The following is a 22,283-nucleotide window of genomic DNA, read 5'->3' on the forward strand; positions in this document are numbered from 1 at the left end:
TTAGATTTTTAGATTAGTTATCAACTAAATTACAGCAGCAAATGAAGTGACACAAAAGATTATTAATACTTTAACAAGCCTAATGTTAAGGAATCTTAATTCTATGTTTGATTTCGCTAATTTTTATTAATAAGCTATTAATTCCAGTAATTTTTCCTGAAAACGCTGCTTCGGGAGATAGCCTTCTTCCAAACCTGGTGCAAATGGAATGGGCGTTTCCAGACTACCTACCCGCATCACAGGAGCATCCAAAAACTCAAAACAAGATTCTGAAATTAATGCTGAAATTTCTGAAGCCAAACTGCCAAAAAGTGAATCTTCAGTAAGCACAAGAGCTTTTCCGCATTTTCTAACCGAAGCGATGATACATTCGATATCTAAAGGTTGCAAACTTCGTAGATCTATAAGTTCTATTTCTTCCAATTCATTTTTGGCTATGATTTCCATTGCCCAATGCACCGCCGCGCCATAGGTAATCACACTCACTTTAGAGCCTCGCTGTAAAACCGAAGCTTTACCAAAAGGTAAAGTGTAATAGTCTTGCGGCACTTCCTGGCGAATGCTTCTATACAATGCTTTATGTTCAAAAAACAAAACAGGATTAGGATCGTTAAAAGCAGTATTTAATAAGCCTTTGGCATCATAGGGAAAGGCTGGGTAGATTACTTTTAACCCGGGAACTTTAGTAAACCAGGCTTCATTGGTTTGGCTGTGAAATGGTCCTGCACCTACATCTGCACCACAGGGCATTCTTATGACAACATCGGCATTTTGGTTCCATCTAAAATTAGATTTTGCCAGGTAATTTACAATGGGGTTAAAGCCAGAACTCACAAAATCTCCAAACTGCATCTCTACCATAGCTTTCATACCATTTATAGCAAGACCCATTGCGGCTCCTATCACCGCCGATTCACATATTGGGGTATTCCTAACCCTATCTTTTCCAAATTTAGCGACTAAACCTTCGGTGATTTTAAAAACCCCACCATATTCAGCAATATCCTGTCCCATTAATACCAGCGAGTTGTGACGATGCATACTTTGTGCTACCGCCTGGGCGATAGCGTCTATAAGTCGAATATTTTCTGAGGCATCAACACTCTGTATATCTTCATATTTAAAATTCTGAAAAACATCATTCAACTCTTTTGTTTCATCAAAAGTAGTAATGGGTTCTTTGTTCGCAGTCTCTAAATGCGTATCAATCTCAAGTTTAATTTTCTCTTTAAAATCTTCATCCTGGGCTTCAGAAAGAATATTTTCATTCTTTAAAAACCTCCTGAAATTGTCTATAGGATCTTTCTGCTCCCAAAACTTCATCAAATCTTCTGGCACATATTTAGTACCGCTAGCTTCTTCGTGGCCACGTCTTCTAAAGGTTTTAAATTCTATTAAAACCGGCCTGGGATCATTTCTAATACTTTCGGCAATTTTAGAAACACGGGTATATACTTCAATAATATTATTTCCATCTATAATATGCGACTCCATACCGTAGCCCTGTCCTCTATCAGCTATGTTTTCACAACGATACTGCTCATTGGTAGGTGTGGAAAGTCCGTAGCCATTATTTTCAACACAAAATATAACCGGCAACTCCCAAACTGAAGCAATATTAAGCGCTTCGTGAAAATCTCCTTCACTGGTACCACCTTCCCCGGTAAAAACTGCTGTAAGCTTATTCTCCTTCTTTAGTTTATGTGCCAGGGCAATACCATTGGCCACGCCAAGCTGTGGCCCCAGGTGAGAAATCATCCCAATTATTTTATACTCTTGCGTACCAAAATGAAAACTGCGATCCCTACCTTTAGTGAAACCATTTTGTTTTCCCTGCCACTGCGAAAACAGTCTATTTAAAGGGACGTCTCTAGTGGTAAATACGCCCAAATTGCGGTGCATTGGTAAAATATACTCATCTTTATTTAAAGCTTTCGCTACACCAACTGAAATCGCTTCCTGACCTATCCCGCTAAACCATTTTGATACTTTTCCCTGTCGAAGAAGGATTAACATTTTTTCTTCAATTAATCTTGGTTTCAGCAACGCATTATATAAGTCTAATAGTTCTGATGAAGAAAGTTGGTTTTTCTGAAAAGTAATCTTGTTTTTTTCTGAAGTATCTGGCTGCATAGTGAACGTTTCTTTCTCAAATGTAACCAAAAATATAAATGATAAGAAATTTAAAAAGCCTCGGGAACTCTCATATTTTTAGTTAACTTTGATTGATAAATTTTGAAAAAACTTAGTAATATATGGCGATGAATAATATTCCCAGTGTAGATCTGGCCGATTTTCTTTCTAAAGATGAGGCAAAAAAGCAGAAGTTTGTTCAAGAAATTGGAAAAGCTTATGAAGAAATTGGCTTTGTAGCTTTAAAAAATCATTTCTTAGTAGAAAAACTGGAAACTAACCTTTATAAAGAGGTAAAGAGTTTTTTTGATCTTCCGCTAGAAGTTAAAAAGAAATATGAAATTGAAGGTTTGGCAGGACAACGCGGTTATATTTCATTTGGAAAAGAACACGCTAAAGGTAAGAAAGAAGGTGATTTAAAGGAATTTTGGCATTTTGGACAGATTCCAGATAAAGATGCAAATTTAACAGAGGATTATCCAGAAAATATTCAGGTTGAAGAAGTAGAAGATTTCAATGCCGTAGGAATGGAAGCTTATAAAATGCTGGAAAAAACCGGTATTTATGTTTTACGTGCCCTGGCTTTATACATTGGTTTGGAAGAACATTATTTTGATCATTGGGCCAGTAATGGAAATAGTATCTTAAGGCCTATACATTACCCACCAATCACCGAGGAGCCTAAGGGCGCTGTTAGAGCGGGAGCGCACGGTGATATTAATTTAATCACTTTATTAATGGGAGCATCCTCGGGGGGATTACAGGTTTTAAGAAAAGATGGAGAATGGATAGATGCGGTTCCTAAGAAGGATGAATTGGTGATTAATGTTGGTGATATGTTAGAAAGACATACCAATAATAAGTTACGTTCCACCATTCACCGGGTGATCAATCCTCCAAAAGAAGAATGGGACAAACCAAGATATTCTATTCCTTTCTTTATGCATCCTAGAAGTGAGATGCGTTTAGATTGTTTAGAAGAATGTATAGATGAAGAAAATCCCAAGCAATACGAAGATATTACCGCTGGAGAATTTTTACATCAACGATTAGTAGAAATAGGACTCTTAAAAAAATAATTTATGGCTAAGAAGAAAATGGGGTTGGAAGATCTTGGCGGTTTAGTATATTCCACCAATGATAATCTTGAAAACACAGCAAATGAAAATGAAGCTGAAGAATCTTTGGAACCCCGGGAACAATATTTAGAAGCACACTTTAGTAATAAAGGAAGGGGTGGTAAAACCGTGACTATTATTAAAGGTTTCCAGGGGCCTGAAGAAGATTTAATTGCCCTAGGAAAAAAGCTAAAAAAGAAATGTGGTGTAGGCGGTTCTACCAAAGACGGTGAAATTATCATACAGGGTGATGATAGGGAAAAAATTATGGAACTTCTTAGAAAAGACTCCTATAATGTTAAACGTGTTGGCGGATAATTTTATAATTGAGAATTAAATTTTGCTATGAGTAGTAATGCGCTGCACATTATTAATGGAGACGGTCTTACCGAAACGGTTAAAAGTCTCGAAATTCCCGGTCAAATTATTGTTTGGAGGGAATTACTTTGTGAAGGTCGGTGTATAAAGAAGGTTGGCTCAAAAGATTTTATAGAAGAAAGACAAAAATTCTTAGGAGAAACCTATGGAATTTCTTCAGAAGATTACCTGGATAAATTCGTTTCGCAACTGGAAAAGTTAAAGCAGGTAGAAAACTACGATCACGTAGTTTTGTGGTTTGAATTCGATCTTTTTTGCCATATAAATATGTTAGCTGCTATTAGCTTTTATTTGGAGCACAAAGTTGAAAAACCTTTTTATTTAGTTTGCAGCAAACGACTAAAGGGAGAAAATGAATTAACCCCGCTATCTCATTTATCCCCCAAAAACTTATTAAATCATTACGAGAATAAAATTAAACTTACCGAAGATGACCTGGCAATTGCCTCTTTAGTTTGGGAACTTTATTGTGGAAGCAACCCCCAAAAGCTTAAGAGACAAATTAAGAAAACTTCAAATTTTGAATATTTATCCAGTTGCATTAGGGCACATATTGAACGATACCCAAATAGTGTTACCGGTATTAATACTTTAGAAAAAAATATCCTTAAACTCATAGAAAATCAAAACATTACCTCCTATAACCAATTCTTAGGATATGCTTTGCAGTACCAGGGATATTATGGATATAGCGATTCTCAAATGGAGCGTCTATTGAAAAAACTGGAAATATTTTACACCTTTAAAGATGGTAAACTCACGTTAACGGAAAGTGGTAATAAAGTACTGGAAAGGGAAAAGAGTTTTTACCAGGACCTAAAAACCGATGAATATATGGGAGGTTCTAAAATCTTTGATTTTCTATACGATTCCGATTCTCATAAAATCTTAAAACTATAATATGGCCATAAAAGCTTCAGAGTTTATCCAAAATAAGGATGGTAGTGTTTACCATCTCAATTTATTACCAGAACATTTGGCCGAGACGGTAATCACCGTTGGAGACCCCGATCGCGTAGAGAAGGTCACCCGATATTTTGATTCCGTAGAACATAAAATTCAAAAAAGGGAATTTCATACCCAAACCGGTACTTATAAAGGAAAACGAATAAGTGTGATTTCTACCGGTATTGGGCCAGACAATATAGACATTGTTATTAACGAGCTGGATGCCCTGGTAAATATAGATTTTAAAACCCGTGAACTTAAAGAGGAAAAAACCAGTTTAGATATTATTAGAATTGGAACTACCGGTTCCATACAAAAAGAGATTCCGGTAGATGCTTTTATAATAAGTGAAAGCGCTATCGGTTTAGACGGATTGCTTCATTTTTATGAGAGCGAGCACATTCAGGACCTTGATTTTCAGGAAGCTTTTATTAAACATTTAAATTGGTTTGATAAAAAAGCAGCGCCTTACATCGTTTCGGGTGGAGATAAACTTATCGCGCGTATGCAGGGGAAAGACACTTTTAAAGGAATAACCGGAACAAATATAGGTTTTTACGGCCCACAAGGTAGAATTTTAAGGCTTACCCTTCAGGATAATGAAATGAATGATAAATTAGGTTCATTTTCTTACAAAGACCGCGAAATAACCAATTTAGAAATGGAAACCTCGGCTATCTATGGTTTATCCAAATTATTAGGACATCAGGCTATTTCAATGAATGCGATTATTGCTAATCGAGCAGCCGGAACTTTCTCTAGAAACCCTAAAGAAACCGTAGATAAGCTTATAAAATATAGCCTGGAGAAGCTGGTAGATTAATTTTCATCAAAAATCTCTTATAGAAAAACATGGTTTCTGTTTAACAGTACGTTTATATTTATCTCTTCATTCTCATTTTTTCGTTCTTAGATTGTCTTACGGGTAAAAAACCTATTCTAAGAGAGGACTCTTCTGTTCGGCGGCTATAGGTGTTGAATTTCAGCCTGTTACAACTATAACAGTTTAATTAAGCTGCAACCAAAATTATTTAAACCACATGTTGTTGCAAATAAGAAGACCGTCTCACAGTTAAGTGAAACGGTCTCTTTTGTTCATCAATAAATAAAACTTAACCTTATTAAATACTACGATGAACTACAGATTATATCCCAGATCTTGCAAAGTTTGGACGATAAGATCTGCATAATATTGAGCTGAATCCCCATCATTTACATCATATACATAGGCAAATTCACTCCTATCAGATAAACCATTGCTTCCGCTATAGTTACCGGTACCATCTTCTACGGCATGGATTAAGTCTTCAAAGTCATCAAACCCATCTACTTGAAAAACCACTCCTCTGTAATAATTTGTTGGGAATGAAGCCACTCGACCACGTAAAGTGGATATGTCAGTATCATAAGTGACGGTCCTTGGTGAATTAATATCCCACGATGCTCCAATATTATGATACACAAATTGCGCTTCATCCTGGAAAACCAAAGCAATTACATTCCCCGTTGGTGTATCCCCTTCAATATTAAGCATATTAAAAGTTCGTTCGGTAGGATTTTGAATTACACGTACTTTAGCGTCATATTCATCTTCATCATCTCCATACAGTGGTAATAAAGCATCTTTAAGTAAAGTATTTCTCATAGTTTGTAAAGGTGCTAAAGTACTGTTCATAGAACCGGAAGAATCAAAGTAAATATATATTTCGGTATCCTCATCTATCACTGGCGGTGGTCCTCCATTTCCTCCATTGTCTCCAAAAATGTTTGGAGTATCTGAAGAACTACATCCTTCGAAGAAGTGATAATAATCTACATTGTCTTCACCATCGAATAAACCTTTTACAGTAGCATCGGTAAAGGAACCAGAACGTACTACTTCCCCATCTATACTAATTTCAATATAATAATTGTCTTCACCTTCTCTATCGGGTAAGAAGAAACATAATGGATCGGCATATTCATCGCCATCATTATTTGTATCTACATTATTCTCAACATCGGCATATAGTACTGCACCGGTATTATCGGTACCAGACCAGATATTTACAGAATAGTCGGCAACTGCGTGTCTTCCATTCTCACCGCAAATATTACCAAAAATACAGAATTCAATTGCTTCGGTACCAATAATATCAAAGAATAGGTAACCGTATTGGTTTACCATGCGATCGTCAAAACAAAGTACATTTACATCAACATACTTTTTTACTCCCGCACCCAGTTCAATATCCATAGGTAAAGCCATATCTACCCAGTCTGCCATATCGCTTCCACTAGCTGGAGCAACCCAAATTAGGTTATCATCAGCATCGTAAACTGCAAAATAATCCAGACTATAAGAGCCGGGCATAAGTTCTAAATCTGAAGAATATTCTGTAAAATATTCATCATTTCCATCTCCATCAAAATCACCGGGAGTTGGATTTACATCGACCATTACCGGGCTGGCCATTGTTCCTACATTTTCTGGTCCTGTTAAAACCACATGAACATAAGCCGGAGCTTCTTCAGAACATTCCGGTAACTCTTCCAGCGCTTGTTTAGTAGCGGGATTTTTAGAAATCATGTCATTAATAACTGCACCAAAAGAAAGTGTAGCAACATCATCATTACCGCCAATTTCCTGATTTTCTTCTTTACTACATGAAACCATAACTAATGAAAGTACGGCCATGTACATCAAATAATGTTTAATTCTTTTCATAATTGATAATTTGTTGGTTAATAATATGGTTAAAAGTCAATTCGGAATACTCCAAATTTCTTGAAATTCGTAGGGAGATATAGTTGGGGAAGCTTTATCAAAGGACACCTAATTAAATAGGCTTACCTTTTAGATCGAATTAAAATTAAGCATAAGTTATTAGTATCGATATGGAGGAAAACCCACTATTTTTTCCAATATGCAGATGAAAAACAGGTTTTCACAAAAATACCTCTTCACATTATCAATTAGCTTTTTCAAAAACCCGGAAGAAAAAACCTTCTTGAGTCTATTTGCAATCTCGTATTTAACACAAAATTAAAAGCAATTTATAGGCTTATTCGTACTTTTGGTTAAACCACTAACCGATAATGCAAGATCCAAAGGAAATCCCCTTAAAGCATAGAGACCTTAACTGGCTTAGCTTTAATGCCAGAGTTTTACAAGAGGCCGAAGACAAGATAAATCCGCTATATGAGCGGATTCGTTTTTTGGCGATTTTTTCATCAAATTTAGATGAATATTTTAGGGTTCGGGTTTCCCAGCTACGCCAAATGAAAAGGGTAGAAAAAAGTATTAGGAAGAAATTAGCTTTAAAGCCTTCTAAAACCACCAAAGAAATTATCAAAAAAGTAAAAATTCAACAAGATAAATTTGGTGCAATTTACGAGAAGCAAATTCTTCCGGAACTTGCTGAAAATGGTATTTTTCTATTAGGAGCAGAGCATTTTACCAGTTCACAAAAAAGTTTTGCAGCCAGCTATTTTCAGAAAAATATTAAACAACATCTTGACCCCAGAATAATTAAGGTTCATAAAGAACAAGAACTATTTCTTGAAAATGCCGAGCTCTATTTAATCGTGCAGTTTGATGCAAAAGAGGAATTAGGTCTCGTTAATATTCCCGTGGATGCCTGCGGAAGATTTATAAATTTAGAAAATGACTCAAAAGGTCATGATATTACATATTTAGACGAAATTATCCGTAGCCAAATTGCTACAATTTTTGAGGAAAAAACGATAACTGGAATTTTTGAGATAAAATTATCCCGGGATGCAGAACTGTATATAGAAGATCAATATGAAGGAGTGCTTGCAGAAAAAATATACAATTCTCTTGCGCAACGTGACGATGGACAGCCCACCCGTTTACTTTATGACGCCCAGATGCCTGCTGCGCTTCAAAAAACTATAAGAAAGCTTTTAAAACTGGGAAAAATAGATATGATGCCCGGTGGGAAATACCATAATTTTAATGATTTTTTGTCGTTTCCCGATCCTACTAATAATCCTAATTTAAATTTTAAAAAGTTCCCAAACATAAAACACAGGGAACTAGAAAACTCGGCAGATTATTTCAAGACAATTTCACAAAAAGACCAGTCATTACACTTTCCTTTTATGTCTTTTGCCTATGTAGAGAATTTCTTGCAACAGGCAGTGAATGATAACAATGTGAGCGCTATAAAAATTTCCCTATACAGGGTGGCAGATGAATCCCGACTTACCAATCTCCTATTGCGTGCCCTGGAAAAAGGTAAAGAGGTTACTGTTTTTGTAGAAGCGAAAGCCAGGTTCGATGAAGAAAATAACATTGTTTGGGGAAAGAAATTTGAAGAAAAAGGTGCACACGTTATATATTCTTATCCCAAAATAAAAGTACACTCTAAAATTATGCTCATTCAACGAATGGAAAATGAGCAGGTAGTAAATTATGCCTATATAGGGACCGGAAATTTTAACAGCGAGACCTCAAAAATCTATTGTGATCACGCGATTTTAACAGCCAATAAAAATATTGCCAAAGAACTTTCCCGACTATTTATGGTACTGGAAGGTGAACTCATTATCCCAAGAGAGAAAAATTTACTTATTTCTCCTTTTTCCACCCGGCAGGAATTCAATAGAATGATTTACAACGAAATAGATAATGCCAGAGATGGTAAAAAGGCAAAAATTACAGCTAAAATGAATAGCCTGGAAGATCCCGGGATTATTGCTCTTTTGTATCGCGCCAGTCAGGAAGGAGTAGAAATTAGGTTATTAGTGCGGGGATTCACCTGCTTGATTCCGGGTATTAAAAATTTAAGCGAGAACATCTATATGACCAGTATTGTAGATAGGTATTTGGAACACGGTAGAATCTATATTTTTGAAAATGACGGTGACGAAAAAATTTACTTCGGAAGTGCAGATTGGATGACACGTAATCTTTCCCGGCGCATAGAAGTACTTGCACCCATTTTAGATAAAGATCTAGCGCAAGAATTTAAGGAAATTCTGGAAATCCAACTTCAGGATAATGTTAAAGCGAGAATACAGGATGCTGAAGAAACAAACAAATATGTGCCTAAAGCTGAAGGTGAAAAACCAATTAGGTCACAATATGAAATATACAACTATTTAAAGCAAAAGCATGAAACAAGAGGGCAGTCTTAGTAAGCATTCGCAGTAAGCGGTTTCCGACGGACAGTCTTTTAAAGTTAAAATATAAAATTTATGAAAACAATTAAAGTAGGCGGTGTTCCAGAGCATTTTAACCTGCCCTGGCATTTATGTATAGAAGAAAAACTTTTTGAGAAAGAAGGAGTAAACGTAATCTGGAAGGACTTTCCAGGTGGCACCGGCGCCATGAATAAGGCTTTAAAAACGGGAGAGATAGACGTTGCCGTGATACTCACCGAAGGAGTGATAAAGGATATTAGTGCAAATGCCAATACTAAAATTATACAAACTTACATAGGTTCACCTTTAATTTGGGGAATTCACGTAGCTGCCGACTCTAACTTTAATTCGGTTGAAGAATTAAAGAATACTAAGGCAGCAATTAGTAGGGAAGGTTCTGGTTCCCACCTTATGACTTATATAAATGCGCAGAATCATCAATGGGATACCCAAAAAGATCTAAAATTTGAAATCGTTAAAAATCTGGATGGAGCCGTTGAAGCATTATCAAAAGACGAAGCACAATATTTTATGTGGGAGCACTTTACTACAAAACCATTGGTAGATAAAAGGATTTTTAGACGCGTAGCAGATTGTCCCACACCCTGGCCCTGTTTTGTAATCGCAGCAAGAAACCATACAATTACCGCAGAAAAAGACCGACTCAAAAAAATGTTGCAGGTCCTTAATAATAAGACAAAAGATTTTAAAGACCTGCCCCATATTGCCGAAATATTGGCTGAAAAATATGATCAAAAATTAGAGGACATTAAGCAATGGTTAGCAATAACAGAGTGGAGCCAGGAACAACTCTCTACAGCCGAATTAGAAAAAATTCAGGATAAATTATTAGCGCTTAAATTAATTTCAAAAAAACAGCATAATTCTAAATTAATTTATAATTTGTAGCCAAATTCATCCCTCAATTATAATTAATGAAAAACTACTTTCTACTCAGTTTCCTTTTTATTTCCACTTTTAGTTTTGCTCAGGATTTAGATAATTCCCCAGACAAAAGGGATGTTACTCAAAACGAATTGAGTATTGGAGCCTTAAATATTGTGGCTTTTGGGGCTTTAGATATCACGTATGAGCGTATTATAAATGAAAATTCAAGCTGGGCAATAGAAACTTTTATTCAGGCTTTAGACCGCGATAGTGAAGATGTAGCCGATGCCTTTTATAAAGATTTTTCGCTTACCGGGAAATACAAATATTTTTTTGGCGACCGTTATGCTCGTGGCTTCTATGTACACGGTTTTGGTATGATCTCAAACGGTGAATTTGAAGATCGCTACGTGACAGACCCAAACGGAAATGGTTACTACGAAGACGAAAGATATACAGATTTCGCCCTTGGTTTTGGCCTGGGTGGTAAATTTGTATCCACCGGCGGCTTTTTTCTCGATTTGGGCGCCGGGATTGGTAGGAATCTACTAAATGACAGCTCCCCAACTATTGTAGGGCAATTTAATGTAAATGTGGGCTTCAGGTTTTAAAAAATCACCAATCGATAGGTTGTTTGCCATGTTGCTCTAAATATTCGTTTGCTTTACTAAAATGTTTATTTCCAAACCAATAACCACGGTTAGCACTCAAAGGCGAGGGATGACCGCTGGTTAAAATTAAATGTTTACTGGCATCAATTTTAGTGCTTTTTCGCTTTGCATAACCTCCCCACAACATAAAAACCACATGTTCTTTTTCTGCGGAAATAATCTCTATCACACGATCTGTAAATTTTTCCCATCCCTTTTTTTGATGCGATCCCGCTTCATGCGCCCTAACCGTGAGCGTAGCATTTAACAATAAAACCCCTTGATTAGCCCATCGCTCTAAATTACCGGATGACGGAATAGGTTTCCCTAAATCTTCCTGAATTTCCCTAAAAATATTTTGTAGGGAAGGCGGAGTTCTAATCCCATCATTAACCGAAAATGAAAGTCCGTTGGCCTGGCCGGTACCATGATAGGGATCCTGGCCCAAGATCACCACTTTCGTATTCTGAAAACTGGCGTGATCAAAAGCAGCAAAGATTTTACTACCCTTAGGAAAGCAGGTATATTCGGTGTATTCCTTTTTTACAAAAGCTGTGAGTTCTTTAAAATAGTCTCTTTCAAATTCGTCTGTTAGTTCTTTTTTCCAGCTGGAGTGTATGGCCACGTTCATATATTTATATTTAAATCACAATTTGAGAATTCAGCACAAATATATAATCATCTACCTGCCCATTTTCACGTTTAGCATCAAGATGGTTTCATTTTATTGAGTAAATTTGCAGCACCTCAAAAGTAGGGAAATTTTATGATTAAAATAACAGCTAAGAGCCTTACAGACCTGGAATTTCCAACCGTATGTCAACAAATATCAGATTTGTGCATTACCGGGCCCGGGAAAGAGAAGGCATTAAAAATACAACCATACAAAACTTATAAAAGCACCATTTTTGGACTTGATCAAACCAATGAATATGTGAGTTCAAAAACCAGGGAAAGCCGAATTCCTAATCATGGATTTGATGCTATAAAATCTGAATTACGCACCCTGGAGATTGAAGAAGCTGTCCTGGAAGTGAGCAGCTTTAGGAAAATTTTTAGCCTTTCAGAAACTGTAAATACACAAATTAAGTTTTTTAGGAAATTTAAAGAATATTATCCCAATCTTTACGAAACTACTGCTCAAGTAGAATTTACCACCGAAATTATAGACAATATCGCACGGGTAATAAATAAATTTGGCGAGTTAAAAGACGATGCCACTCCCCTGCTGCAATCGGTGCGACGTTCTATAAATTCGGTTAAGGGCCAGATCAATTCCAGTTTTGCTAAAGCACTTACTACCTATCATTCCTATGGATATTTAGATGAAATTAAAGAGAGTGTCGTAGAAAATGTGCGGGTTTTAGCTGTAAAAGCAATGTACCGCCGTAAAGTAAAAGGCGGGATTCTGGGAAATTCCAAAACCGGAAGTATCGTTTATATTCAGCCCGAAGCCACTTTCCAGTACACCCGTGAGCTTAACAACCTGGAATATGAGGAAAAAGAAGAAATAAAACGGATTTTAAAAGAATTAACCAATAAAATAAGACCTTTTAAACCGCTTTTAATCGATTATCAAAGATTGCTCTGTGAGATAGATGTAATTGCCGCCAAAGCAAAATATGCTGAAATGATTAACGGCCTGCTTCCTAAAATCACTACCGAACGGGAAATGCAGCTCAAAGACGCCTATCACCCCTTGCTTTATTTAAATAATAAAAAAAAAGGAGATAAAACCTATCCGCAAAGTATTGAGCTGACACAAAATAACCGCATTATTGTGATCTCTGGACCCAATGCCGGCGGAAAAAGTATTACTTTGAAAACTGTTGGTTTGCTACAACTTATGCTGCAAAGCGGTATTTTAATTCCCGTCCACGAATATAGTAGAATGTGCCTTTTTGATAAAATACTTACCGATATTGGGGATAATCAATCTATAGAAAATCATTTAAGTACCTACAGCTACCGACTTAAAAACATGAATTATTTTCTTCGGAAGTGTGATAATAAAACCCTCTTCCTAATTGACGAATTCGGTACCGGTAGTGACCCCGAGCTAGGTGGTGCTTTGGCTGAAACTTTTTTGGAAGTATTCTACGAAAAAGAATCCTTTGGTATTTTAACCACGCATTACGCCAATTTAAAAAAGTTGGCCAATGAGACAGCTTATATGAGCAACGCTAATATGCTTTTCGATTCTCAAAGCCTGGAACCCATATTCAAACTTCAGGTTGGGGAAGCCGGAAGTTCCTTTACCTTTGAAGTTGCTCAAAAAAATGGTATCCCCTACAGCTTGATAAACCGTTCCCGAAAAAAGGTAGAAAAAGGAAAAATAAGGTTTGACCGCAGTATTGCCAAATTGCAAAAAGAACGTTCTAAACTGCAAAAAACCACAGATTCCTTAAAATCTAAAGAACAAAAAGCTGCTAACGAAAAAGAAAAACTGGAAGCCACCAATAGCCGAATTCAGGAGAAATTAGAAAACTATCAGGAGCTTTATGACAGTAATCAGCGGCTTATTTATATGGGACAAAAGTTGAATGATCTAAGTGAGAAATACTTCAGCAATAAAAATAAAAAAGAACTCATTGGGGAGTTTTTAAAGTTTGTAGAAATAGAAAACTCCAAGCGCAAAAAAGAATCGGCGAAAAAGCGTAAGATTCAAAAGGAAAAAGAAAGGAAAGTTCAGCAAGAAGTTAAAAAAGAAGTGGCGGTAATTCGCAAAAAGAAAAAAGAAGAGAAAGCCAAAACTTCGGCCGAAGACCGAGAAAAAGCCAATAAACCCAAAACCATCCCAAAACTTGGTGATAGGGTGCGCCTGGAAGATAGCCGTTCTGTAGGTACCTTAGACGATATTGAAAAAGGAAAAGCTACCGTGAATTACGGTATGTTTACCACAAAAGTAGATTTAGATAAACTGGAGTTGGTACAGGCGATGAAGAAAAAAAGTTGATGTGGTGATTGGATAATGTGTTAATTTGATGAATTGCAAATGAGAGTATATTGCAATGCTTTACCAAAGCCTTGAAAAAAATAAATAGGTTAAAATGAAGTTACCTGAAAACAAAAAAATCATTCTTTTTGATGGCGTTTGCAACCTCTGTAATAATGTGGTTACTTTTGTGATTAAGCACGATAAAAAAGATGTGTTTCGCTTTGCTTCTTTGCAAAGTGAGCTGGGTAAAAAGCTTGTTGCAGAGCGCGACTTAGATCCAAACGATCTGGATTCCGTTGTGCTTATAGAACCCGGGGTAGCGTATTACCGTAAATCCACCGCTGCTTTAGAAATCTCACGGGAACTTTCTGGGGGCTATTCCCTACTCAAAAACTTTCTTTTTATTCCCGAAGGCTTACGGGACAGCGTTTATAATTTTGTCGCCAATAATCGGTATAAATGGTATGGTAAAAAAGAAAGCTGTATGATCCCCACACCAGAATTAAAAGCAAAATTTTTGGATTAAACGCCTTCAGGCTTCTGCAAAATATAATTCTTTACTATTCGGCGACTTCGTTCATTTGCCTTTAAGTATTAAGAAAATAGCACAATTCTTTAGATAAATATTTTCGGGTATTGTAAAAACTTCGAATTACGCCTTCTCTTCTTTTACCTCTTTTACTGTAGTTTCACCTCCTGGATGATAATCGTCGTCCCAGTTTTTAACATTAGGAGGCCCCATTTTATCTACAGATTTTGCAACCATTAGCGAAACAGCAGCGTCTCCAGTTACATTAACCATAGTTCTACACATATCCAAAGGCCTGTCAACGGCAAAAATAAGTGCCAGGCCGGCTTCAGGGATTCCCGCCTGTGCCAAAACAATAACCAGCATCACCATTCCTGCTCCCGGCACTGCAGCAGAACCTATAGAAGCCAGGGTTGCTGTAGCGATAATTCCCAATTGTGTTGCGATACTTAGATCCATTCCAAAAGCCTGCGCGATAAATACTGCTGCGACAGCCTGGTACAAACTTGTTCCATCCATATTAATAGTCGCTCCTATGGGTAATACAAAACTTGTTACTTCGCTGTGAACCCCCATATGCTCCTCTACCCTTTCCATAGTTACCGGCAGGGTTGCAGCACTAGAACTGGTTGAAAACGCCAATAATTGGGCAGGTGCAATCCCGTTCATGAAGAAAGTGGGTTTGTTTTTTGTAACGACCCAAACCAATAAGATATAAAACCCTATCATAAGTGCAAGACCAAGAAGTACGGTTCCACCATATAAAGCCAGGGCTGCAAAAAGATCGGTGCTAGGTGATTCTACCACTAAAGCAGCTAATAGTGCAAACACACCATAAGGCGCAGTTAGCATAATTATATCGATCATCTTGAGGATGACTTCATTAAAACCATCAAAGAATTCTTTAACCGGTTTGGCCGTTTTTTCAGGAATTAGAATAAGGCCTATTCCAAAGAAAATAGCAAAGAAAATAACCTGTAACATATTGGCGTTGTCACCGGCAGCGGCAAAAATATTATCGGGCACAAGATCTTCAAGAGCTTGTAAAGGTCCTGTTTCACGTTGTTTATCGGCATCAGCTTTAATACCCGAGGCATCGCCCTCATAACTGGAAATAAGATCTTGTTGGGTTTCTGCAGATATTGCATTACCCGGTTTCACGAGATTCACCATAAGTAAGCCAATAGATACCGCAACGATCGTGGTAAAAATATAAGCTCCTATAGTTCGATATCCCATTTTAGAGAGCTTGGAAATATCTTTAAGATCTGAAATTCCTTTAATAAGAGAAGCCAGGATTAAAGGCACTGCAATTAATTTAAGGGCGCTTATAAAAATATTACCAAAAGGTTTAATCCAATCGTCAATAAAATCGGCTCCCCAGGTAAAATTTGTCAGGATAAGGGCAAAAATAACCCCGGCGGCCATTCCCAATAAAATCTGCCAATGCAGTGCAAGTTTTTTCATATTATAATGTTTCTGCTTCTTTGTAGTTACTTATATTTTTGCTGTTTTATTCTGAAGTAAGTAATCGGCAATCACCAATGCGGCCATTGCTTCTACAATGGGGACCGCGCGTGGTACCACACAAGGGTCGTGTCTTCCTTTTCCTTCCATTTCTACATTCTCGCCCTGTTTATTTATGGTATCCTGTTTTTGCATAATGGTTGCAACCGGCTTAAAAGCCACATTAAAATAAATATCCATACCGTTAGAAATCCCTCCCTGAATGCCGCCACTTAGATTGGTTTTGGTTGTGCCGTCTTCATTAAAAAGATCGTTGTGTTGGCTACCTTTCATTTTGGTACCACCAAAACCGCTACCGTATTCAAAACCTTTTACAGCGTTTATAGAAAGCATTGCTTTTCCCAATTCAGCGTGTAATTTATCGAAAACCGGTTCTCCCAGGCCTTTTGGCATATTTCTAATTACACACTGCACGGTTCCGCCTACGGTATCCCCTTCTTTTCTAATTTGCTTAATATAGGCTTCCATTTTTTCTGCAGAAGCCGCATCTGGACAGCGCACGGGATTTGTTTCTATGAGATCAAAATCAAGATCTTTTATAGCTGTTTCCAATTCAATTTCCCCAACTGAGGCAGTATAGGCATTAAATTGGATTTCTTTTAAAAATTGTTTGGCTACGGCTCCTGCCACTACCCTACAGGCAGTTTCTCGAGCCGAAGACCTTCCTCCGCCGCGATAATCGCGTACGCCATACTTTTCATCATAAGTATAATCGGCGTGACTGGGACGGTAAGTATCCTTTATATGTGAGTAATCTTTTGATTTTTGATTGGCATTCTTTATCACAAAGCCCATAGGTGTTCCCGTAGTCATTCCTTCAAAAATACCAGAGTGAAATTCTACCGTATCTGGTTCTTTTCGCTGGGTAACAATTGCCGATTGTCCCGGTTTTCTTCTATTTAATTCGGTTTGTATCTTTTCCAAATCAAGTTGAATGCCCGCGGGACACCCATCTATTATCCCTCCAATTGCCTGCCCGTGAGACTCTCCAAAGGTGGTAAGTTTAAATAATTTTCCGAAGGAATTTCCTGCCATTTTTATGATTTTAAACAAATGTAATTTTTTCAGGGAATATTTAAAAATCTATATTCACTTAAAAATTTTAAATTAATTTCAATTTTTGAGCATCAGGATAATTTTATCCTGAAATATTCGTAAATCCTATACCTGTTTTTTTAAAATAATAAGCTCAGCTAAACAAGCGCCTCCCTTAAAATACTCACGGGATGCTTTGAAACTCGCTTTGTACCATCATAAATTTGATGCCTGCAACTTGTTCCGTTGGCCGAGATCACCGTTTCTTCAGGGGTTTTTCTTACCGCCGGAAAAAGTGTTTGCTCGCCAATATTCATACTAATATCATAATGTTCTTTTTCATAACCAAAAGAACCTGCCATCCCGCAACAACCGGAAGGAATTATGGTCACTTTAAAGTGCTGCGGAAGGTTTAAAATATCGAATGTATGCGAGATGTTAGACAATGCTTTTTGGTGACAGTGCCCATGTATTTTTATATCTTTTTTTGCTGAAGTAAACTGCTGCGCTTTAATATTGCCTAAAGCTATTTCTTTTTTGAGAAATTCTTCAATCAAAAAGCAATTTTTCGCCAGGTTTTCCGCATCTGTTTTATTATTGGCCAAACGTAAATATTCATCCCTAAAAGTAAGTATTGCTGAAGGCTCTGTGCCTATTAATGGGGCTTCTTTAGAGATTATATCTTTAAAAATTCCAATGTTTTTATTGGCAAGTACTTTCGCTTCTTCCAGAAATCCCTTAGAAATATGGCTTCTACCGCTTTCTTCGTGTTTTACAAACTCTACGCGATAATTTAGTTCGTGCAACAACTCTAAAGCGTCAATACCCATTTCTGCGTCCAAAAAATTAGTGAACTCATCATTAAAGAAATAAATAGTTTTAATAGGTTTTTCCAGCTGAAAACGTTTTTGATTCTTTTGGTAATAAGCGCCCAGACTTTGTTTTGCCAGGGTTGGCAAGTTGCGCTTAGGTGCTACGCCCATAACTTTCTTAGCAATCCCTGAAGTCAGGGAGTTTTTAAAAAAGAAGTTAGCAACTCCGGGAACTTTAGAAGCCAAACGGTTCATTTTACCATTATGAGCAAAACCTTTATTCCGCAGGGATTTTCCGTTTGATTTTTGGTATTGATATTGAAATTCTGCTTTTAAAGCTGCGACATCTACACTAGAAGGGCATTCACTTTTACAACCCTTACAGCTAATACATAAATCGAAAACCTCTTTAAGCTCTTCATTATCAAATTTGTTAGCTTTATCTGAATTGGTTAAAAATTCCCGCAAAGCATTGGCACGAGCACGCGTCGTATCTTTTTCATCTTTTGTAGCCCTAAAGCTGGGACACATGGTTCCACCTGCTTCGGCAGATTTACGGCAATCTCCACTTCCGTTACATTTTTCAGCAAGTTTAAGAATCCCTTCTGATTCCGAGAAATCCATTAAGGTTTCAACCTGTGGTTCTTTCCTATCTGTTTCATACCGCAACGATGTGTCCATAGGCGCAGTATCTGTAATCTTGCCTGGATTGAAAATATTATGAGGATCAAAAGTATATTTTATATCTCTTAAAATCCCATAATTCTTTGGGCCAATCATCATCTCGATGAATTCGGCCCGAACCCTTCCGTCACCGTGTTCGCCACTTAAGGAACCATTATATTTTTTTACCAGTTTAGCTACAGCGGTGGTAATTTCCCTAAAGAGTTTTACATCTTCAGATTTTTTAAGGTTTAGAATGGGACGTAAATGCAATTCGCCGGCACCGGCGTGTGCGTAATAAACCGCATCCTGCCCATAATCTTTCATTATTTCGGCAAATTCGGAAATATAATCTGCAAGGTATTCTATTGCCACTGCGGTGTCTTCAATACAAGCCACTGCTTTTTTATCGCCAATAATATTCCCCAGTAAGCCCAGACCGGCTTTGCGCAATTCCATAGCCAGCTCAATCTGTTCGCCCATTAAAACCGGAAAGGCATAACTATGCCCGGAAGCTTTTAAAGTTTCCAAAACTGCTTTGCTCTGTTTTTGAACTTCCTGCTGTGTATTTGCACGAATCTCAAGCATCAATATGGCTTTAGGGTCTCCTTCTATAAAAAAACGGTTTTCTTTATATTTTAAGTTTTGTTTGGTACAATCTAAGATAGTTTTATCCATCATTTCACAGGTGTAAAGCGAATGTTCCATAACCGGCACCACGGCTTGCATGCAATCTTCAATACTGGTGAAATGTGCTGCGATCATTGCTGCTTCCGGGGGTTGCAAGTCGTCTAGCTTCAACGTGATCTCTGTGGTAAACGCTAAAGTACCTTCACTTCCACACAATAGTTTACACAGGTTTAAAGGTTCTTTTTCAGCTTCAGAAAAAACATTGGTATAAATAAGCTCATCTATAGCGTACCCGGTATTTCTGCGATGCAGACTTCTGGGAGGAAACTTATCAATGAGTTCTTTTTTATTTTCTTCGGAAGAAAGATGTTTATTAATACTTCTGTAAATATCTCCTTCCAGATTCTCTAATTTCAGTTTTTGCTGAAATTCTTCCGCAGAAATATCTTTAAATTCAGCTTCATTCCCATCGCTTAATATCGTTTTTAATGAAACTAACTTTTCGCGAGTTGTACCATATTTAATAGAGGTTGTTCCGCTGGAATTATTTCCTACCATTCCGCCAATCATACATCTATTAGATGTAGATGTGTTAGGACCAAAAAATAAACCGCATTCCTTTAATATACGGTTAAGATCATCGCGAATAACGCCCGGTTGAAGTGTTACCGTTTTTTCCTGCTCATTTATAGCGACGATATTGGTAAAGTGTTTGGAGACATCTACCACAATACCATCTCCCACACACTGGCCGGCGAGAGAAGTTCCTGCGGTCCTGGGGATTAAAGATGTGTTATTCTTTTTAGCAAAATGAATAAGTTTTTTTAAATCTTCGTTATTCCTGGGATAACAAACGGCTAAGGGTATTTCACGATAAACGGAAGCGTCTGTGGCAAAAATAGACCGCCACAATTTATCGTCATATAATTGGCCCTCAAGCTCTTGTGCAAAATGCCTAAGTTTCTCTTTCATAATATGGCTAAAGTTAAAGAATTTTACAGAATAGACTTAACAGATTTTTAAAGAATATTAACAATAGATTGGCTCAACAAGGGTTTTAAGATAAATTTTAACATCTAAATTTGCGACACTAACACATAAAAAATCAAAGATGAAAAAACTGTTTTTACTTGCCGCTTTTGTGATCGGCGCCGGACTTTATAATCAGGCAGAAGCTCAAACTATTTCAGATAATGCTTTGGGGTTAAGATTTGGTGGCGGTGATGGTGTAGGAGCCGAGGTTTCCTACCAAAGAGCGCTGGGAATGGACAACAACCGTCTGGAAGTGGATTTTGGATGGCGAAATAATAGCGATTTCGATGCGGTTAAACTTACTGGATTATATCAATGGGTTTGGAATATTGAAGGTGGCTTTAACTGGTATGCTGGTGTAGGCGCCGGACTATTAAGTGTTAATGCCGAAGATTATTATGACGACGACGATGGTACTTATTTATTTGTAGCCGGTGATATTGGTATTGAATATAGTTTTGATATCCCATTAATGTTATCGCTAGACTTTAGACCAGAATTTGGTTTCTTTAGTGACAACGATGTCTTGAATGAATTCGCTCCAGATATTGCGCTTGGAGTAAGATATCAATTCTAAAGAATTATAGTTTAATAATAAAAAAGGGACGGTTTAGCCGACCCTTTTTTATTATTAATTTTGACTACAAGCAACGCTTATAGCACTTACTTTAAACTTAAATTAGCAGCGTTTAAAGCTTTCTCATAAATTTCTTCATAGAAAGGCAGCACATTTTCTAAATCGAATTTAGCGGCTACTTTTTTAGCATTGGCTTTAAATTTCTCCAGGTTTTCTTCATTTTCTAAAATTCTAATGGCATTATTTGCCATATCCTGAACATCCTCAACATTGCTTAAATAACCAGAAACCCCGTGAATATTTACCTCGGGCAAGCCACCGGTATTCGTAGAAATTATGGCTACCTCATTAACCATAGCTTCCAGGGCAGAAAGACCAAAACTCTCTTTTTCCGAAGGCAATAAAAACAGGTCTGAAAAACACAAAATTTTATCAATCTCGTGACTTTGCCCCAGGAACATAACCTTATTAGTAATATTTAATTCATCAACCAAATCTTCAGCCATAGCTTTTTCGGGGCCTTCGCCAACCATCATTAATTTAGCATCAACTTTTTTCTGTATTTCATAGAAAACTTTTATTACATCATCTATTCGCTTTACTTTTCTAAAATTACTAATATGTGTGATAATCTTTTCCTCATGCTCGGCCATCATCTCCCTCTGGCAATCGGTAAATTCTTTTTCATCATACTTACTACAATCTATAAAGTTGGGAATTACTTCAATGTTTTTCTTAATCTTAAAAGATTTTAAAGTATCTTCTTTTAAGCTTTTAGAAACCGAAGTCACTACATCGCTGTTGTTTATACTAAAAGTCACGGCCGGTTTGTAAAACGGGTGATTACCAACCAGGGTAATATCTGTCCCGTGCAGGGTTGTGACCATGGGGAGTTTATAGCCTTCTTCAGCTAACATTTTTTTGGCCATATAACCGGCATAAGCGTGAGGAATGGCATAGTGAACGTGTAAAAGTTCTATCTTAAATTGTTTGACTACGTTTACTAATTTACTACTCAAGGCCAATTCATAGGGCTGATAGTGAAAGAGAGGATATTCTGGCACGTGGACTTCGTGAAAACGTACATTTCCAGAAAGCTGATCTAAGCGCACCGGCTGGCTATAGGTTACAAAATGTATTTCGTGACCACGTTTGGCCAGGGCAAGCCCCAACTCTGTAGCAACTACTCCGCTCCCACCAAATGTAGGATAACAAACAATGGCTATTTTCATTAAAATTAGTTTTAAACTGTAGTATTAAGCAGGTGCTAAACG

Annotated in this window: 17 protein-coding genes; 10 read left to right on the forward strand and 7 right to left on the reverse strand. The window is 37.2% G+C overall.

Going from position 1 to position 22,283, the window contains the following annotated elements:
• Positions 1-126 precede the first annotated feature (126 nt).
• Positions 127-2,133, reverse strand: coding sequence for an alpha-ketoacid dehydrogenase subunit alpha/beta (locus BUA71_RS12635; protein WP_072880338.1), 2,007 nt, complete (start codon positions 2,131-2,133; stop codon positions 127-129).
• 128 nt (positions 2,134-2,261) lie between these two features.
• Between BUA71_RS12635 and BUA71_RS12640 the strand changes: the two genes are divergently transcribed.
• From BUA71_RS12640 to BUA71_RS12655, 4 genes are read left to right on the forward strand one after another with little or no spacing between them, the layout of a single operon-like run.
• On the forward strand, positions 2,262-3,212 hold the full coding sequence (locus BUA71_RS12640) for an isopenicillin N synthase family dioxygenase (protein WP_072880470.1): 951 nt from the start codon (positions 2,262-2,264) through the stop codon (positions 3,210-3,212).
• A 3-nt stretch (positions 3,213-3,215) separates the two neighbouring features.
• The gene (locus BUA71_RS12645) at positions 3,216-3,569 is read left to right on the forward strand and encodes a translation initiation factor (RefSeq protein WP_072880340.1); all 354 of its coding nucleotides are present in this window, start codon (positions 3,216-3,218) and stop codon (positions 3,567-3,569) included.
• 27 nt (positions 3,570-3,596) lie between these two features.
• A complete protein-coding gene (locus tag BUA71_RS12650; protein ID WP_072880342.1) occupies positions 3,597-4,529 on the forward strand; it encodes a DUF1835 domain-containing protein in 933 nt (310 codons plus the stop codon).
• 1 nt (position 4,530) lies between these two features.
• Entirely contained in the window at positions 4,531-5,400 is an 870-nt protein-coding gene (locus BUA71_RS12655; RefSeq protein WP_072880344.1) for a nucleoside phosphorylase, read from the forward strand.
• 315 nt (positions 5,401-5,715) lie between these two features.
• Here BUA71_RS12655 and BUA71_RS12660 read toward each other — a convergent pair whose 3' ends face one another.
• Positions 5,716-7,284 carry a hypothetical protein gene (locus BUA71_RS12660; protein ID WP_139277101.1) on the reverse strand — a complete coding sequence of 523 codons (1,569 nt, stop codon included), beginning with the start codon at positions 7,282-7,284 and terminating at the stop codon, positions 5,716-5,718.
• A gap of 371 nt (positions 7,285-7,655) precedes the next feature.
• On the opposite strand from BUA71_RS12660, the gene ppk1 reads away from it, so the two are divergent.
• The 3 genes from ppk1 to BUA71_RS12675 are packed head-to-tail and all read left to right on the forward strand — an operon-like array spanning position 7,656 to position 11,227.
• Entirely contained in the window at positions 7,656-9,722 is a 2,067-nt protein-coding gene (gene ppk1, locus BUA71_RS12665) for a polyphosphate kinase 1 (protein ID WP_072880347.1), read from the forward strand.
• A gap of 60 nt (positions 9,723-9,782) precedes the next feature.
• Positions 9,783-10,637, forward strand: coding sequence for a substrate-binding domain-containing protein (locus BUA71_RS12670; protein WP_072880349.1), 855 nt, complete (start codon positions 9,783-9,785; stop codon positions 10,635-10,637).
• Between the two features lie 26 nt (positions 10,638-10,663).
• Complete coding sequence (locus tag BUA71_RS12675) at positions 10,664-11,227, forward strand: hypothetical protein (RefSeq protein WP_072880351.1); 564 nt, start codon at positions 10,664-10,666, stop codon at positions 11,225-11,227.
• Between the two features lie 4 nt (positions 11,228-11,231).
• On the opposite strand, the gene BUA71_RS12680 is transcribed toward BUA71_RS12675, so the two are convergent.
• Complete coding sequence (locus BUA71_RS12680) at positions 11,232-11,897, reverse strand: uracil-DNA glycosylase (RefSeq protein WP_072880353.1); 666 nt, start codon at positions 11,895-11,897, stop codon at positions 11,232-11,234.
• A gap of 135 nt (positions 11,898-12,032) precedes the next feature.
• Between BUA71_RS12680 and BUA71_RS12685 the strand changes: the two genes are divergently transcribed.
• The gene (locus BUA71_RS12685; RefSeq protein WP_072880355.1) at positions 12,033-14,222 is read left to right on the forward strand and encodes an endonuclease MutS2; all 2,190 of its coding nucleotides are present in this window, start codon (positions 12,033-12,035) and stop codon (positions 14,220-14,222) included.
• A gap of 94 nt (positions 14,223-14,316) precedes the next feature.
• Complete coding sequence (locus BUA71_RS12690) at positions 14,317-14,730, forward strand: thiol-disulfide oxidoreductase DCC family protein (RefSeq protein WP_072880357.1); 414 nt, start codon at positions 14,317-14,319, stop codon at positions 14,728-14,730.
• A 126-nt stretch (positions 14,731-14,856) separates the two neighbouring features.
• Here the strand turns inward: BUA71_RS12690 and BUA71_RS12695 are convergent, their stop codons facing one another.
• The 3 genes from BUA71_RS12695 to BUA71_RS12705 form a co-directional block, all read right to left on the reverse strand.
• Positions 14,857-16,200 carry a dicarboxylate/amino acid:cation symporter gene (locus tag BUA71_RS12695; RefSeq protein ID WP_072880359.1) on the reverse strand — a complete coding sequence of 448 codons (1,344 nt, stop codon included), beginning with the start codon at positions 16,198-16,200 and terminating at the stop codon, positions 14,857-14,859.
• A 30-nt stretch (positions 16,201-16,230) separates the two neighbouring features.
• A complete protein-coding gene (aroC, locus tag BUA71_RS12700; protein WP_072880361.1) occupies positions 16,231-17,295 on the reverse strand; it encodes a chorismate synthase in 1,065 nt (354 codons plus the stop codon).
• A 158-nt stretch (positions 17,296-17,453) separates the two neighbouring features.
• Entirely contained in the window at positions 17,454-20,372 is a 2,919-nt protein-coding gene (locus BUA71_RS12705; RefSeq protein WP_072880363.1) for an FAD-binding and (Fe-S)-binding domain-containing protein, read from the reverse strand.
• A 139-nt stretch (positions 20,373-20,511) separates the two neighbouring features.
• Here BUA71_RS12705 and BUA71_RS12710 point away from each other — a divergent pair, with 139 nt between their 5' ends.
• Positions 20,512-21,009: a hypothetical protein gene (locus BUA71_RS12710; RefSeq protein ID WP_072880365.1), complete on the forward strand. Its 498-nt coding sequence runs from the start codon at positions 20,512-20,514 to the stop codon at positions 21,007-21,009.
• 86 nt (positions 21,010-21,095) lie between these two features.
• Here BUA71_RS12710 and bshA read toward each other — a convergent pair whose 3' ends face one another.
• On the reverse strand, positions 21,096-22,241 hold the full coding sequence (gene bshA, locus BUA71_RS12715) for an N-acetyl-alpha-D-glucosaminyl L-malate synthase BshA (protein WP_072880367.1): 1,146 nt from the start codon (positions 22,239-22,241) through the stop codon (positions 21,096-21,098).
• Positions 22,242-22,283 lie beyond the last annotated feature (42 nt).

The organism is Salegentibacter echinorum, from assembly GCF_900129445.1.
Lineage (GTDB): Bacteria > Bacteroidota > Bacteroidia > Flavobacteriales > Flavobacteriaceae > Salegentibacter > Salegentibacter echinorum.